The sequence below is a fragment of the Tessaracoccus massiliensis genome (assembly GCF_000826065.2).
Classification (GTDB): domain Bacteria; phylum Actinomycetota; class Actinomycetes; order Propionibacteriales; family Propionibacteriaceae; genus Arachnia; species Arachnia massiliensis_A.
The window spans coordinates 284,049-299,442 of record NZ_LN623543.1 but is presented as its reverse complement, the minus strand read 5'-3'; the positions used below and the strand labels follow the sequence as shown (position 1 = coordinate 299,442).

Annotated in this window: 13 protein-coding genes; 4 read left to right on the top strand and 9 right to left on the bottom strand. The window is 68.2% G+C overall.

Features of this window, described 5'->3' with window-relative positions; genetic code table 11:
- Window positions 1–13 precede the first annotated feature (13 nt).
- The 4 genes from BN1186_RS11875 to aspS are packed head-to-tail and all read right to left on the bottom strand — an operon-like array spanning window position 14 to window position 3,791.
- Entirely contained in the window at window positions 14–241 is a 228-nt protein-coding gene (locus tag BN1186_RS11875) for a hypothetical protein (protein WP_040284272.1), read from the bottom strand.
- Window positions 238–618 carry a DUF948 domain-containing protein gene (locus tag BN1186_RS11870; protein WP_246043306.1) on the bottom strand — a complete coding sequence of 127 codons (381 nt, stop codon included), beginning with the start codon at window positions 616–618 and terminating at the stop codon, window positions 238–240. Before BN1186_RS11870 ends, BN1186_RS11875 begins: the two co-directional genes overlap by 4 nt.
- Before the next feature lie 21 nt (window positions 619–639).
- Entirely contained in the window at window positions 640–2,001 is a 1,362-nt protein-coding gene (locus BN1186_RS11865; protein ID WP_040284271.1) for a replication-associated recombination protein A, read from the bottom strand.
- Window positions 1,998–3,791, bottom strand: a complete 1,794-nt coding sequence (gene aspS / locus BN1186_RS11860) for an aspartate--tRNA ligase (RefSeq protein WP_040284825.1) — start codon at window positions 3,789–3,791, stop codon at window positions 1,998–2,000. Before aspS ends, BN1186_RS11865 begins: the two co-directional genes overlap by 4 nt.
- Window positions 3,792–3,865: 74 nt before the next feature.
- On the opposite strand from aspS, the gene BN1186_RS11855 reads away from it, so the two are divergent.
- The 3 genes from BN1186_RS11855 (at window position 3,866) to BN1186_RS11845 (ending at window position 6,697) form a co-directional block, all read left to right on the top strand.
- Complete coding sequence (locus BN1186_RS11855) at window positions 3,866–4,756, top strand: type III secretion system chaperone family protein (RefSeq protein WP_139651087.1); 891 nt, start codon at window positions 3,866–3,868, stop codon at window positions 4,754–4,756.
- A 68-nt stretch (window positions 4,757–4,824) separates the two neighbouring features.
- Window positions 4,825–5,019, top strand: a complete 195-nt coding sequence (locus tag BN1186_RS11850; RefSeq protein WP_040284269.1) for a hypothetical protein — start codon at window positions 4,825–4,827, stop codon at window positions 5,017–5,019.
- Window positions 5,020–5,287: 268 nt separating this feature from the next.
- Window positions 5,288–6,697 carry a DUF222 domain-containing protein gene (locus tag BN1186_RS11845; protein WP_180349075.1) on the top strand — a complete coding sequence of 470 codons (1,410 nt, stop codon included), beginning with the start codon at window positions 5,288–5,290 and terminating at the stop codon, window positions 6,695–6,697.
- 643 nt (window positions 6,698–7,340) lie between these two features.
- Here the strand turns inward: BN1186_RS11845 and secA2 are convergent.
- From secA2 to BN1186_RS11825, 4 genes are all read right to left on the bottom strand, one after another.
- On the bottom strand, window positions 7,341–9,620 hold the full coding sequence (gene secA2 / locus BN1186_RS11840) for an accessory Sec system translocase SecA2 (RefSeq protein ID WP_040284267.1): 2,280 nt from the start codon (window positions 9,618–9,620) through the stop codon (window positions 7,341–7,343).
- A gap of 115 nt (window positions 9,621–9,735) precedes the next feature.
- Window positions 9,736–11,070 carry a histidine--tRNA ligase gene (gene hisS / locus BN1186_RS11835; protein ID WP_040284266.1) on the bottom strand — a complete coding sequence of 445 codons (1,335 nt, stop codon included), beginning with the start codon at window positions 11,068–11,070 and terminating at the stop codon, window positions 9,736–9,738.
- 11 nt (window positions 11,071–11,081) lie between these two features.
- Window positions 11,082–11,591 (bottom strand): MBL fold metallo-hydrolase, encoded by a 510-nt coding sequence (locus BN1186_RS11830; RefSeq protein WP_281278480.1) that lies wholly within the window; start codon window positions 11,589–11,591, stop codon window positions 11,082–11,084.
- Window positions 11,592–11,603: 12 nt separating this feature from the next.
- Window positions 11,604–11,753 (bottom strand): MBL fold metallo-hydrolase, encoded by a 150-nt coding sequence (locus BN1186_RS11825; RefSeq protein ID WP_139651085.1) that lies wholly within the window; start codon window positions 11,751–11,753, stop codon window positions 11,604–11,606.
- Window positions 11,754–11,783: 30 nt separating this feature from the next.
- Here BN1186_RS11825 and BN1186_RS11820 point away from each other — a divergent pair, with 30 nt between their 5' ends.
- Window positions 11,784–13,028 (top strand): DUF349 domain-containing protein, encoded by a 1,245-nt coding sequence (locus BN1186_RS11820; protein WP_040284265.1) that lies wholly within the window; start codon window positions 11,784–11,786, stop codon window positions 13,026–13,028.
- A 71-nt stretch (window positions 13,029–13,099) separates the two neighbouring features.
- On the opposite strand, the gene BN1186_RS11815 is transcribed toward BN1186_RS11820, so the two are convergent.
- Window positions 13,100–15,373 (bottom strand): RelA/SpoT family protein, encoded by a 2,274-nt coding sequence (locus tag BN1186_RS11815; protein WP_040284264.1) that lies wholly within the window; start codon window positions 15,371–15,373, stop codon window positions 13,100–13,102.
- Window positions 15,374–15,394 lie beyond the last annotated feature (21 nt).

The window sequence follows — 15,394 nt, the reverse complement described above, 5'->3', positions numbered from 1 at the left end:
ATGGTGTGCGGAGTCAGTTCTTGGGGAGGTCGAGTTCGCGACGCAGTTCGGCCTCGCGTTCGGCCATGGCGTGGCGGAAGGTGGCCACGAAGTCGCCGACGGTGGCGGCGGTCTCGTGCCCCTTCTTCTCTACGTTCTCGGCGATGCCGCGCGGGGTGAACCTGAACAACAGTTCCTTGCCGCGCTGCATGAGGAAGACGGTGAGGCCTGCTCCCACGAGCAACCAGAAGAAGCGGCTCATGCGCGACGCCCCTTGAGTGCGCGGCGCACGCCGTGGCTGAAGGCGGCCGTCTTGATCAACGGCCCGCCCAGCGTGGCGGTGAACAGTGTAGATAGGTGGGCGGCGTTCTCGGTGACGACGTTGGCGTTGGCGGTGATCTTCGAGGCGTCATCGGTGACCACGGTCAGCTTGGCCAACTCAGTGTTGGTGGCGGCCACGGCGCCCTTGAGTTCCTGCAGCACGGGCGTCGAATGGGTGCCGAGGTCACGCACGACGGTGCGCACCTCGTCGAGCGCGCGGCCCGCCTTAAGCAGCGGCACCGCGGCCAGGGCCACGAATACGCACGCTGCGACCGCGGCGAGTAGGCCCGCGATCTCTCCAACAGTCATGAGCGTCATGGGCGTAACTCTAGCCGAGACTCACCCGTCGCCCAGCAGCGCCCGTAGCGCCGCCACGCGCTCCGCGATCGCGGCTTCCTGGCCGTGGTCCGTCGGCCTGTAGTACCGGGTGCCGGCGAGGTCGTCGGGCAGATACACCTGGGGTGCCACGCCGTGCGGATAGTCGTGGGCGTACTTGTACCCCTCGCCGTGGCCGAGCTTCTCCGCTCCGGCGTAATGGGCGTCGCGCAGGTGCGGCGGCACGAGGCCGCCCTTGCCCGCGCGGATGTCTGCTATGGCCTCCCCGATGGCCAGGTAGGCGGCGTTCGACTTCGGCGCCGTGGCGGCGGCGACGGTGGCGTGCGCCAGCGTGATGCGCGCCTCCGGCATCCCCAGTAGCTGCACCGCCTGGGCGGCGGCCACGCAGGTCTGCAGCACACCGCTGGCTGCCATGCCGATGTCTTCGGAGGCCGAGATCATCAGGCGCCGCGCGATGAAGCGGGGGTCCTCCCCCGCTTCCAGCATGCGGGCCAGGTAATGCAGGGAGGCGTCCACGTCGGAGCCGCGGATGGATTTGATGAAGGCGGAGATGACGTCGTAGTGCTGGTCGCCGTCCTTGTCGTAGCGCACCGCCGCGCGGTCGGCCGAGGATTCGACCGAGGCCAGATCGATCACGCCCTGATCCTTGGCATCCGCAGCCGCTGCGGACTCCTCGAGGTAGGTCAGCGCCCGGCGGGCGTCTCCCCCGGCGAGGCGCAGGATGAGTTCGCGGGCGTCGTCGCCAAGTTCGAACGGGCTGCCGTCTGTGCGGGCGACGCCGCGTTCATCGGTCAACGCGCGGTCCAGCAGGGCCGAGAGGTCGTCGTTGGTGAGCGGCTGAAGGCGCAGCAGGAGCGAACGGGACAGGAGTGGCGAGATCACCGAGAAGCTCGGGTTCTCCGTCGTGGCCGCGATCAGCGTGACGAGGCGGTTCTCCACGGCGGGCAGGAGCACGTCCTGTTGCGCCTTGGAGAAGCGGTGCACCTCGTCTACGAACAGGACGGTGGCGTTGCCGCGGGCCAGTTCCCGCTTGGCCTCGGTGAGCTCGGCGCGGACCTCCTTGACGCCGGCGGTCACCGCGGAGAGTTCGACGAAGCGTCGCTTCGTGGCCTGCGAGACCACCGACGCGATGGTGGTCTTCCCCACCCCGGGCGGCCCCCAGAGGAACACCGACATGGGCTGCCCGTCGGCGAGCCGCCGAAGAGGCGAGCCCGGCGCCAGCAGGTGCTGCTGGCCGACGATCTCGTCCAGGGTCCTGGGACGGAGCCGGACGGCCAGCGGCGCCTGCGGGTTGTGGGCGTCGGTCAACGACCCGCCCCGCTGTGCGGGCTCGGGGTCGAGGTTGCCGAACAGGTCGTAGCTCACGACGTGACTTCGGCGTCCTTCGGCTCGGGCTTGAAATCGACGCCGGCTTCCTTGCGCTGCTTCGGGTCGATCTCGGCCGGGGCCTCGGTGAGCGGATCGAAGCCGCCGCCGCTCTTCGGGAAGGCGATGACGTCGCGGATGGTGTCGAAGCCGCCCAGCAGCATGACGAGGCGGTCGAGGCCGAACGCGATGCCGCCGTGCGGAGGGGCACCGAAGCTGAAGGCCTCCAGCAGGAAGCCGAACTTCTCCTGCGCCTCTTCCTCCGAGATGCCCATCACCTTGAACACGCGCTCCTGCACGTCGCGGCGGTGGATGCGGATCGAGCCGCCGCCCACCTCGTTGCCGTTGCAGACGAAGTCGTAGCCGTAGCTGAGCGCCGAGCCGGGATCCGTGTCGAAGGTGTCCATGCTCTCGGGCGTGGGTGCGGTGAACGCGTGGTGCACGGCCGTCCACTTGCCGCCGCCGACGGCGACGTCGCCCGAGGCTTCGGCGGCCTCGGTGGACTTGAACATGGGCGCGTCGACCACCCAGACGAAGCTCCACTCGTCCTCGTTGATCAGACCGGTGCGGTGCCCGATCTCGAGGCGGGCGGCACCGAGGAGTTCCTGGGACTGCTCGCGCTTGCCGGCGGCGAAGAAGATCGCGTCGCCCGGGTTGGCGTCCATGGCCGCGGCGATGCCGTCGCGCTCTGCGTCAGACAGGTTCTTGGCGACGGGGCCGCCCAGGGTGCCGTCCTCGCCGATGGTGATGTAGGCCAGGCCGCGGGCGCCGCGCTGCTTGGCCCACTCCTGCCAGGCATCGAACTGGCGGCGCGGCAACGAGGCGCCGCCGGGCATGACGACTCCGCCCACGTACTCGTTCTGGAACACGCGGAACGGGGTGTCCTTGAAGTACTCGGTGAGCTCGCGGATCTTCAGGTCGAAGCGGAGGTCCGGCTTGTCGGAGCCGTAGTTGTCCATCGCGTCGTGCCAGGTGATGCGCGGCATCGGGGTGGGCAGTTCCACGCCGATGAGGCGCCAGCAGGCGGCCATGACCTCCTCGGACAGCGAGATCACGTCGTCCTGGTCGACGAAGCTCATCTCGATGTCGAGCTGGGTGAACTCGGGCTGGCGGTCGGCGCGGAAGTCCTCGTCGCGGTAGCAGCGCGCGATCTGGTAGTAGCGCTCCATACCGCCCACCATGAGCAGCTGCTTGAACAGCTGGGGGCTCTGAGGCAGCGCGTACCACTTGCCGGGGTGGAGGCGTGCCGGGACGATGAAGTCGCGGGCACCCTCCGGCGTCGAGCGGGTCAGGGTGGGCGTCTCGATGTCGTAGAAGCCGTTCTTCGCGAGCACCTCGCGGATGGTGTGGGTCACGTTGGAGCGCAGCACCATCGCTTCGTGCTGGCGGGGGCGACGCAGATCCAGGTAGCGGTACTTGAGGCGGACGTCCTCGCCCACCGTGGTGCGCTCGTCGATCTGGAACGGCAGCGGGGCGGCGGAGTTCAGCACCTCGAGCTCGCGGATGGCCACCTCAACCTCGCCGGTGGGCAGGTTGGGGTTGATGTTCTCGTCGTCGCGCTTGTCGACCACACCGGTGACCTTGATGCAGAACTCGTTGCGCAGGTCGTGGATGCCGGCCGATTCGAGGTATTCGTCGCGCACGACGATCTGGCAGATGCCGGAGGCGTCGCGCAGGTCGATGAAGGCCACGCCGCCGTGGTCGCGGCGCTTGGCCACCCACCCGGCGAGGACGACTTCCTGCCCGACGTGCTCGGCCCGCAGCATGCCGGCCTCAAAGGTGCGAATCACAGTCATTTCCCTATCTACGGCTGCATAGACGGTGCAGCTCGTCCGGCCATGTTATCGGGGTAGCCTTGCCACTCGTGAATCGCCATCAGCGCCGTCAGCCCCTCTCCGTGTTCGCACGCCGTGCCTCCCGGACCATCACCACGACCCTCGCCGTCGTGACCGCGGTGTGCGTCGGCTTGCTGATCATCGTGCTCGAGGCCCCGTCGACGCTGTTCGACATCCCCTGGGTGGGCGCCATCCTGGTGGGCCTCACGGTGCTGGCGTTGGCGATCCTGATCCTCGTGGGCATCCCGTGGCTGATCATCCGTGGGGTCAGCAAGGTGCGCGCCGATGCACTGGCCCGCCGGATCCGTCCCGGGTTGCAGCGCTGGGCGGCCGAGCGCGGGTGGCGCTACGAGCGGACGGTCATCCGTGGGAAGAGCCCCGCCGACGCGTGGCGGCCGGTCGAGAACATGATCGTCCACCTCCGCGAGCACGCGAAGGCGCTGAAGATCGCCGGCGTCTCCGATGAGAAGAAGACCCACAAGATCACCGACATCGTCTACGGCAAGGCCGGTCCCCACACCGCGTTCGCCGGGATGGTGCACGGGCTCAACAGCCCTGAGTTCCAGCGTCGTTTCCTTGCGGTCGAGGCCGAGTTGCACCTGCCACCGCTGTCAGTGACCGACCGGTCGCTCGACGAGGTGTGGATCACGCAGCGGCAGAAGTTCGAGTCTGTTGACTTCAACCAGCGCTGGCGCGTCACTGCCGAGGATCCGCGCTACGCGTCCGACGTGGTGCACCAGCGGCTACTTGCCCTGTTCGTCGACGCCCCGTTGAGCGCCGAACGCGTCGACCTCGCCGGCGGCTGGGTGGTCTCCTGGCTGCCCCCGGGCGCCAAGGAGCAGGATCTCGACGCCCACCTGGCGCTGCTGGAGCGGTTCGTGGGTTCGGTGCCCAACTTCGTGCGCAGCGACTACCGCTGACCGGTAGGCGCCGCTGGTTGAGCCCGCGAGTGCTACGAGCGGTGTCCGAAAACCTTCTAGGCGCTGGGGTGTTCCACTGGCGCTACCGCTGGGGGTTGGAGTTTCTGGTCACCTCGGCCGGCACCATCCGGCTCAACACCCTCACCCCACGACCGACGGCCATGGAGCCACCGCCCGTGCGTCCGTACGCGGATCCGGCGTGGGACCTGTACCCGGACCGTTCCACCTGCCTCGACCCTGAATTGTTGGCCCTGGTCTCCTGACCCTGCCTGCTTGCCCAGCCCCTGCCGGTACTCGCGGTCGGGGCCTACTGGCATGCCCCGGTGGTTGACGTGTCGGATCGGCTGCGGGGGCCCTGGTCCCTGAGCGTGGCCCCCGCGACGAAGGAGCCGGGCCACGACGAAGGGCGCCCGCAGCCGATCCAACACCCCACCCATCACCCTCAACGGATAGCCCACATCAACGAAAAGAATCTGGCCATATAGCCAGCATAGGCGAAAAATGTCAGAGGTCGCCTCTAGCGTGGATCTCATGATGGATCTATTACCCCGGGCCGTGACAGACGGTCTGGAAGACCTCCTGAGAGGCAACGACCTGGCCCAGACGGGTGAGGTGTTGCAGGCGGTGAGTATTGCGCAGATCTGCGACGCCTACGAGATCGATGAAGAGCGAACGGTGGAGACCATCGAGCGTCTGGTCCGGTTCGGCGCCGACGGCACGGCGTCGGTGGGTGAGTTCGTCGCGGTCGAGATCGCCGCTGTACTGGGGATCTCGCCGGGTTCGGCGATCGGCAGGATCGCGGACGTGCTCAACGTCCGCGACCGCCACCCCGTCCTCTGGGAAGCAGTGCTCGGGGGCCGGATCAGGTTCTACCAGGCCGCGGGCGTCGCGGCGGAGTGCGCCCGGCTGTCTGCCACCCAGGTGACCGAGATAGATGCCAAGTGCGCCCAAGCTCTGGGGCAGTGGCCCTGGGTCCGGGTGTTGAAGGAGTTGCCGGGGTGGATCATCGCGGCTGATCCGGCGGCGGCTGAGGCCCGTGAGGTGTTGGCGCGCAAGGAGCGGAAGGTGCATGTCACGGGTATCAAGGATGGTCAGGTGGAGGTGTTCGCCCGGTTGAATCCGGCGGATGGGATCGCGTTTGAGGACGCGGTCAGCAGCATTGCGGCGACTCTTCCGGCCCAGGATCTGCCTGCCGATGTGCAGGCGTTGATCTTTGATGAGACGGATGTCCAGCGGGTGAAGCTGAATGCTCGTCGGGCGGCTGCGATGGGTGAGTTGGCCCGTTCAAGGTTCGGGCAGGACACCCTTCCGGTGCGGGAGTTGATCGTGTCGATCGACGCGCAGCAGATCCCGCTCACCGACGACGTCGGGCAGGAGCTTTCCGGTGTTGCGCGGGTGGAGAAGTGGGGCGACCTCCTCGCCAACCGCCTCCCCGAACTCCTCAAGGGGTGCAAGGTGATCGTCAGGCCGGTGATCGACCCCAACAGCCTCGCAGCGGTTGATGCGCATGACCCCACCGCGGCGATGAAGCTGGCGCTGAACGTGCGGGACCCGTACTGCGTGGGCCCGTTCGGCTCCACGCCTGCCAGGGCGTGTGACATGGACCACACCCAGCCCTATGCGGAAGGCGAGACGGGGCAGACGAAGTTGCCGAACCTGGGGAATCTGTCCAGACGCATCCACCGGCCCAAGACTGCCGGGAAGGTGTGGGTCGAGCAGATCTCGCCGGGGGTGTTCCACTGGCGGTACCGCTCCGGGCTCGAGTTTCTGGTCACCTCGGCCGGCACCATCAGGCTCAACACCCTGACCCCAAGACCGACGGCCTTGGAACCACCCGCGGTGAAACCTTATGCGGACCCGCCTGGCGATGATCCGGCGTGGGACCGGTACCCCGACCGCGCCACCTGCCTCGACCCAGAATTGTTGGCCCTGGTCTCCTGACCCCCGCCTGTTCGGCCAGCCCCTGCCGGAACTCGCGGTCGGGGCCTGCAAGCATGCCCTGTGGTTGAGGTGTCGGATCGGCTGCGCGGGTCCTGGTCCCTGAGCGTCGCGCCCCGCGCGGCGACGAAGGGCGCCCGCAGCGTGTCTATGGTCTTGACCCTGGTGGTTGGGGTGTCGGATCGGGCTGCGGGGGCCCTTCGTCGTTCGCTGGCGCTCACGCTCAGGGACCGGCGAAGCGTGAAGGAGTGGCCGGGGTCGGGGGTACGCAAGTGCTTCTCCGGCACCGGACCCCACCCAGGTCCCTAGTTGCCCGACAACGCTGCCTTTCTGCAACGCACCCCGACGCCGGACGCTCCGGCAACCACGTCGACAACGGTGTAGGCAGCAACGACGGGCAACCGGACAGGGCAAAGCCGGGGACGGGGAGTGAAGGGCGCGAGTTTCGAGGCCACGCCGAGCAGCGACAACCGACCGTCGCCGTCCATGCGCACGGGCAACACTCGCGTCCTTCTTTCCCCACCCTCGGCGGCACACCCCCGCAGTGGAACAGGTGCTGGGCACGCTTAGCGGTTTCGACACCGCTCGTAGAACTCGCGGGCTCAACCAGCGCAGGGCGCGACGCTCAGGGAACCACAAGGCGACCTCAGTAGTAGCCGCGACGGTCCTTGCCCTTCAGCTTCCTGCCCATCCGGTCGAGCTCACTGCCCAGCGAGTAGTCGCTGACGGTGTAAGCCCAGGTGGCGCTGGGAATGCCCAACTGGCGGGCGTTCAGCCGCAGCCCGCCGTCGACGACGGTCGCCCTCGCGAGGATCCGTGACGCGCTGGTCACGGAACGGTCGAGCAGGGGGCCGAACGCGCGGGCTATCTCGCCGTTGAACACCTCCAGGGGAACCTTTCGGGCGAGGCTCTGCAGGTGGATGCCCTCGCGAAGCTGCGCCGCGAAGTCCAGGTGCCTGGTCCAGGCCCGGTCCACGCTCGCGAGCAACGCCGTACGTGCGGCCCTGTGCATGGCGTCCTCTGTCACCTGATCGGCCAACTGGGCGGCCTTCTCCGGGATGAGGCCCCACGCCTCGGCGAGCGAGGCGTCGTCGGTCAGCCATCGCTGGCGGCGCTCGAGGATCCTGCCGCGCTGGATCCGCAACAGCCGCCCATAGCGGTGGGTCAGCCCTCGCAGTGATTGCTGTTCGCCCTCCTTGACCCGCTGCGCGTGGCCGACGATCTCGTTGAGCCGACGGTCGCGGATCAGCCCGCCGTCGGCCACGTCCGCCGGGGTGCGGTGGTTGGGTTCGGTCTGCTGGATCAGTTCGTCCTCGAGGCTGGCCAGGAAGATCGAGCGGCCGGGATCGCCCTGCCTGCCGGCCCTCCCCCGCAGTTGGTCGTCGAGCCTGGTGCTGGGGAAGACCCCTAACCCGATCACCAGGAGGCCTCCGGCGTCGCGGGCGGCGTCTGCCAGCCGGATGTCGGTGCCGCGGCCCGCCATCTGGGTGGAGACAGTGATCCGGCCAGGCTCCCCTGCTCGGGCGATGATCGTGTTCTCCTCCGCGTCCTGCCGGGCGTTGAGCACGACTGCGTCGAGGCCCTCCTCGCGCAGCGTGGCGGCGAACTCCTCAGAACGCGCCACCGACGGGCTGCCGACCAGCACCGGCTGGCCGGCGGAATGGGCAGCGTGCACGAGATCCAGCGCCGCAGTGTCACGCTCGGCGGAGAGCTCGTAGACCCGCACCGGCTCGTCGACCCTGATGCAGGGCGCGTTGGGCGGCAGATGTCCGGCCCCGATGCCGTACAGCTCGAACAGCTCCTCTGCGGCGGGCCAGAGCGTCGCGCTGGTGCCCACCACGGTGCCGTAGCCGCGGACGAGCTCCGCGATGGTGACCTGGTCGAGGATCTCCAGGCGTGCCGATGGTTTCAGCCCCTCCTTGGCCTCGACCGCGGACTGGAGCCCCTCGGGCCAACGGTGCAGGAGTTCGACGCGGCCCTTCGTCTGGCTGACCAGCCACGCCCGGCCGTCGCGCACCACGTAGTCGACGTCACGGCGCAGCAGGTGCCGGGCGTGCAGGGCGACGTTGGCCTGCGCGAGGAGATGATGGTGGCGGCCGAAGAGTTCGAGACCGGGTAGCGCCTCCTCCAACGCGGTGAGGCCGGCGTCGGTGAGGTGCACCGCGCGAGCATCGTCGTCGACCGCGAAATCACTCTCCCGCTCGAGGGACTCGACCACCTCGATGATGCGCGGGTCGATCCTCTCCGCAGTGCCGGCCTCTGCGCTGAGGACGAGCGGCACGGTCGCCTCGTCGAGGAGTACCGCGTCGGCCTCGTCGATGAGCGCGACGTCGCGCACGGGAGAGACCTGGGCATCGGCGGACATCGCGATCCGGTCGCGGAGGAGATCGAAGCCGCTCTCGGCCACAGGCACGTAGACGATGCCCGCCGCGTACCGCTCCCGGCGTTGGGCCTGTGGCGTGTGCCCGGTCACCGATGCGACACTGAGCCCGAGCGCGCAGAACAGTGGGCCCATCCATTGCGCGTCGCGCTCCGCGAGATAGTCGTTGGCGCTGAGGACGTGCACGCGCCGCCCTGCCAGGCCGTAGGAGGCGGCCGCGAGGGCGAGCACCAGGGTCTTGCCCTCCCCAGTCGCCTGCTCCACGGACAGGCCCCGGAGCAGGGCGGCCGCGGCGTGGAGTTGCACCTCGAAGGGCCGCATCCCGAGATGCCGGTCGGCCAGTTCCCTGCTCGCAGCGAGGTAGCTCGCCAACGCCTCGTCAGAGGAGGCGGCCTCCCCAGCATCGGTCCGGGCAGCGGCGCTCAGCTCATCGTCGGAGCGGGTGCTCAGATCCAGCTGTGCCGCGGCCCGGGCGATGGGCGCCAGCCGCTCCACGGGGCGGTTGCTGATCTGCCGCAGCAGCTTGGCACGCAGCGCGTCGAACATGGAACCAGCCTAGTTGTCCCAAGTGAAGGCCCCAGCAGAGGCTGCGGCGCCAAGCTGGTGACAACCTGTCCGACATGCGTCAGCGGTTTCGACACTGCTCGCAGAGCTCGCAGGCTCAACCAACGGCCGTGACGGCGACGTGGAGGTCTTCGGCGGGCGGGGTCCAGGTCTCGGGCGAGGCCGCTGCCTGGTCTCCGCTGCGGATGTCCTTGACCGAGTCGTCGTAGCCGGCGCCGAACCAGACGAACGGGATGCCCCGACGCTCGGCATAGCGGATCTGCTTGCCGAACTTGTCCGCCTTCGGTGCCACCTCGACGGGGATGCCGCGCGCACGCAACTGCCCGGCCACGGCGATCGCCTGCTCACGGGAATCCTCGTTGTCCACGGCCACGAGCACCGCGCTGGGCACCGAGCGGCTGGCCCCGATCTTCTTCTTGCCGATCAGCGGGGCGAGGATGCGGGTGATGCCGAACGAGTAGCCGACCCCGGGGAAGGTGGTCTTCCCGTCGCTGGCCAGTGAGTCGTAGCGGCCACCGCTGGCGACCGAGCCGAGCTTCTCGGAGCCCACCAGCAGGGTCTCGTAGACGGTGCCGGTGTAGTAGTCCAGACCGCGGGCGATCTTCAGATCAGTGACCACCCTGTCTGGAGCCGACCTGCGGGCGACGCGGATCAGCCCTGCCAGTTCGTCCAGCCCTGTGTCGAGCAGATCGTCGGTCACGCCGAGAGCGCGCACATCGTCGACGAAGGATTCATCCGCGGCGGAGATGCCAGCCAGGGCTACGCAGGCGCCGGCCTGCGCCTGGCTCAGCCCGAGCTCGTAGGTGAGCAGTTGTCTGACGGCGTAGGGGCCGATCTTGTCGTACTTGTCCACCCGCTGCATCACGGCCGCGGGATTGGCGATGCCCAGCCCGCGGTAGAAGCCCTCGAGCACCTTGCGGTTGTTGACCAGCAGCTTCACCTGCGGCAAACCGAGGTCGCGGTGGAGCTTCTCGAACACATCGACGGCGACCAGCGGGATCTCCACGTCGTGGTGCGAGGCGAGGGCGCCCTGCCCGACGATGTCGATGTCGGCCTGCGTGAACTCGCGGTAGCGCCCCTCCTGGGGACGTTCGCCGCGCCAGACCTTCTGGATCTGGTAGCGACGGAACGGGAAGGCCAGGTGCCCGGCGTTCTCCAGCACGTAGCGGGCGAAAGGCACGGTGAGGTCGAAGTGCAGGCCGAGTTCGTCGGCGTCTCCCGCCTCGGCGTGCAGGCGGCGCACGACGTAGATCTCCTTGTCGATCTCGCCCTTGCGCGCGAGCTGGTCGAGGGGCTCGACAGCGCGGGTCTCGATGGGAGCGAAGCCGTGCAGCTCGAATGTGGAGCGGACCACGTCGAGGACGCGGTCCTCCACGAAGCGGCCGGCGGGCAGGAACTCGGGGAAGCCGCTCAGCGGCTTGGGGCGGGACAAGGCTCAGTTCCTCACAGGTTTCCGGGCTGCAGATACGGGTTGGTGGCGATCTCCCTGGCCAGGCTGGTGGGCTGACCGTGCCCCGGCAGCAGCGGGGAATCGGCCGGGAAGTGCTCCGCGATGCGCCGCAGCGAATCGCGCATCTCAGACATGCTACCGCCGGGCAGATCGGTGCGGCCGATGGTGCCCGCGAACAGCACGTCGCCGCTGAACACCACAGTGATCTCCGGCGAGGTGACCTGCAACAACATGGAACCCTTGGTGTGGCCCGGGGCGGCGAAGGTCTCGACGGCGAGGCCTGCCACCTCGAAGGGATCCCCGTAGTCGCGGACATCCTCGATGGGAGGCAGCGTGTCCGAGGCGGTCAACTGCTGCATCATGGCGGCGCCGTGCGGGCCCAGCCCGTCGGCAGGGTGGATCAGGAGATGCTGGTCCGCCTCCGCGAGATAGACCGGCAACCCCCAGCGGGCGGCGATGAGGTGCGCGTCACCGACATGATCAAGATGGCCGTGGGTGGCCAGGATGGCCTGCGGCTAGAGGCCACGCTCGCGGATCGCGGCCTCCACCGGCTCCGCGGCGGTGATCCCCGGGTCGATGATGACGCACTCCGCGACGTCTTCGGAGGCGGTGACCAGATAACAATTTGCCTGCCAGGGCGAGACAGTAATGGGGTGGATGAGCACATGGCCACCCTATCCCGCTAGATTGGTGCCATGAGCGAACCGCATGCGCCCGCTGATTTCGGCCGCGTCGATGAAGACGGCACGGTCTACGTCAAGACGGGTGACACAGAACGAAGTGTCGGGCAGATCCCCGATTCCACCCCAGAAGAGGCGATGGCGTTCTACGTCCGCCGCTACGAGAACCTCGCCGCGGAGGTGAGTCTCCTCGAATCCCGCGTCAAGGCAACCGCCATGTCGCCGGAGGAGGCCAAGACCGCCATCGAGACGGCGAAGACCAACGTCGCCGAGGCCAACGCCGTGGGCGATCTCCAAGCCCTGACCACGCGCCTCGATGCGCTGACCGAGTTGCTGCCCGCGCAGATCGAGGCCCGCAAGGCCGCCCGCGCTGAGCAGAACGCGGCCACCGCGCAGGCGAAGGAGACCATGGTCCAGGAGGCCGAGCAGCTCGCTGCGGGCGAGGACTGGCGCGGCGGCGTGGACCGCTTCCGCACCCTGCTGGACGAGTGGAAGGCACTCCCCCGCATCGACCGCGTCACGGACAACGAACTGTGGCACCGCTTCTCCAGCGCCCGCACGCAGTACACGCGCCGCCGCAAGGCCCACTTCTCCGAGTTGAACACCCGCCGCGACGCGGCCAAGGCGGAGAAGGAAGCCATCATCGCGGAGGCCGAGCCGCTCGCGGATTCCACCGACTGGGGCGCGACCTCGGCCGCGTTCCGGGACCTGATGCAGCGTTGGAAGGCTGCGGGCAGCGCCCGCCGCGCCGACGACGACAAGCTGTGGCAGCGGTTCCGCGCCATCCAGGACCAGTTCTTCAATGCCCGCACCGAGGCGCAGAACGCCGTCGACGGCGAGCAGGCCGAGAACCTGGAAGCCAAGCGGGCGCTCGTTGAGCAGGTGGAGAAGGACCTCGAAGGCGTCACGGACGTGGAGGCGGCCAAGAGCACGCACCGCGAGTTCCTGACGAAGTACAACGAGATCGGCCACGTGCCGCGCAACGCCATGCGCGATCTGGACTCCCGGGTCCGCCGGCTGGGCGACCGCGTCGCCGAGCTGGAGGCCGAGGAATGGCGCCGCACGGATCCTGAGGCACGCGAGCGTGCCGAGACCACCGTGCAGATGTTCGAGGCCCAGATCGCCAAGCTGGAACAGGACCTCGCCGCGGCCGAGGCCAAGGGCGATGCCAAGAAGGTCAAGGACGCGCGGAAGTCCATCGAGACCTACACCAGCTGGCTGGACCAGGCGCGCGAGACGCTCGCCGATTTCACCAAGTAGTTCCAGACACCGACCACAAGGGGCCGCCGGGCGAATCGCCCGGCGGCCCCGTCTGTTCCCGAAGGTGGGTGTCAGCCGGAGACGCGGTAGACGTCGTAGACGCCGGGCACGCGGCGGATCAGGTTCATCACATGCTGCAGGTGCGTGGGATCCGGCGATTCGAAGGTGATCTTGCCGGTGAACTGACGCTGCTTGTTGGTGTTGATGTTCACCGACAGGATGTCGATGTGCTGCTCGGACAGCACCGAGGACACGTCCGAGAGCAGACGGGCACGGTCGATGCCCTCGATCTGGATCGTCACAGTGAACGCCGCCGCCTCGTGGCCCCCGGACCAGGCGACCGGCACGATCCGCTCCGGCTCCCTCATCAGTGACGGCACATTGCTGCAGTCGCGGCGGTGGACGGAGACGCCCTCGCTCTTGGTGACGAAGCCCACGATCTCGTCGCCGGGCAGCGGATAGCAGCACTTGGCGTACTTGGCGGTCACGGAGTCGTCACCATCGACGAGGATCTGCGCCCCGTCGGTGATGGGACGGCGGTGCTGCTTGACCACCACGTCCTCGGTGACCGTGTCGACGGTCTCGTCCTCGCCCCCGTGCAGCTGCACGAGCTTCTCGACGACGCCCTGCGGCCCGAGCTGACCTTCGCCGATGGCGATGTACAGCGAGGGCACGTCCTTGTAGCCCAACGCGTTGGCGACCGCCGTGAGGTTCTCCAGCGTCAGCAGCCGCTGCATCGGCACGCCCGCGCGCCGAAGGTCCTTCGCCAGGGTCTCCTTGCCCTGCTCCATGGCCACGTCGCGGCGTTCGCGGGAGAAGTGCTGCCGGATCTTCTGGCGGGCGCGGGAGCTGACCACGAAGCCCAGCCAGTCGCGGCTGGGGCCGGCCCCCTCCGCCTTCGAGGTGAGGACCTCCACCTTGTCACCCTGCTGCAGTTGCGTGCTGAGCGCGACGAGGCGGCCGTTGACTCTTGCGCCAATGGTGCGGTAGCCCACCTCGGTGTGGACGGCGAACGCGAAGTCCACCGGGGTGGCGCCCACCGGCAACGCGATGACCTCGCCCTTGGGCGTGAACACGTAGATCTCGTCGGCGTTGATCTCGAAGAGCACCGAATCGAGGAACTCGCTGGGGTCCTCGGTCTCCTTGCTCATCACTCCGAGCTGGTGCATGGCCCGCAGGCCCGCCTCCTCGGGGCTGACGCCGTCGCGCAGGTCCGCCTTGTACTTCCAGTGGGCCGCGACACCGTACTCGGCCCGGCGGTGCATCTCATGGGTGCGGATCTGGAACTCGACGGGCTCGTTGTTCTCCCCCAGCACCGTGGTGTGCAGCGACTGGTACATGTTGAACTTCGGCCCGGCGATGTAGTCCTTGAAGCGGCCGGGGATGGGCTTCCACCCCGCGTGCGCCACGCCGAGCACCGCGTAGCAGTCCTTGATGTCGCTCACGAGGACGCGCAGCCCGATGAGGTCGTAGATGTCCTTGAAGTCGCGGCCGCGCACCATCATCTTCTGGTAGATCGAGTAGTAGTGCTTCGGCCGGCCGTACACGGTGGCGTTGATCTTCGCCTCGGCGAGCAGCTTCTGGAACTGGGCGATGAGCTCGCGCAGGTAGCGTTCCCTGCCTGGGGCCTGCTGGGCAACCATCTCGACGATCTCGGCGTAGACCTTCGGCTCGATGGTGGCGAACGAGAGGTCCTCGAGCTCCCACTTGATGGTGTTCATGCCCAGGCGGTGGGCCAGGGGCGCGAAGATGTTGAGGGTCTCGGTGGCGATCCGCACCCGCTTGTCCGGCCGCAGGTAGCCAAGGGTGCGCATGTTGTGGAGGCGGTCGGCCAGCTTGATGACGAGGACGCGCACCTCTTCGCTGGTGGCCATGATCATCTTGCGGATGGTCTCGGCCTTGGCGGTCTCGCCGTAGGTCAGCTTGTCGAGCTTGGTGACGCCGTCGACCATCTGGGCGACCTCGTCGCCGAACTCGGCCCTCAGCTCCTCGAGCGAGTACTCGGTGTCCTCGACGGTGTCGTGCAGCAGGGCTGCGACCAGCACCGGTTCCGTCATGCCGAGCTCGGCCAGGATCGTGGCCACGGCGAGGGGGTGCGTGATGTACGGGTCCCCGGACTTGCGGGACTGGCCCTCGTGGTAACGCTCGGCCACGCGGTAGGCGCGCTCGATCACGGCCAGATCTGCGCGGGGATGGTTGGACCGTACGATGCGGTTGAGCGGATCCAGGATGGCGGACTTAGGGCGGACCGCGCCCAGGCGCGCAAGCCGGTGCCTCATCCTCAGGCGCGGCTGTTCCGGCCCGGTCACCAGCCGGGCCGCTCCGCCGTGCAGATCATCGCTCATACCAGATGAGTCTAGTGCCGC

Excerpts from the sequence above, each read along its gene's own strand:
- BN1186_RS11815 (WP_040284264.1), bottom strand. The coding sequence starts at position 15,373 with ATGAGCGATGATCTGCACGGCGGAGCGGCCCGGCTGGTGACCGGGCCG.
- BN1186_RS11870 (WP_246043306.1), bottom strand. The coding sequence starts at position 618 with ATGACGCTCATGACTGTTGGAGAGATCGCGGGCCTACTCGCCGCGGTC.
- BN1186_RS11875 (WP_040284272.1), bottom strand. The coding sequence starts at position 241 with ATGAGCCGCTTCTTCTGGTTGCTCGTGGGAGCAGGCCTCACCGTCTTC.
- BN1186_RS11845 (WP_180349075.1), top strand. The coding sequence starts at position 5,288 with ATGATGGATCTATTACCCCGGGCCGTGACAGACGGTCTGGAAGACCTC.
- BN1186_RS11820 (WP_040284265.1), top strand. The coding sequence starts at position 11,784 with ATGAGCGAACCGCATGCGCCCGCTGATTTCGGCCGCGTCGATGAAGAC.
- secA2 (WP_040284267.1), bottom strand. The coding sequence starts at position 9,620 with ATGTTCGACGCGCTGCGTGCCAAGCTGCTGCGGCAGATCAGCAACCGC.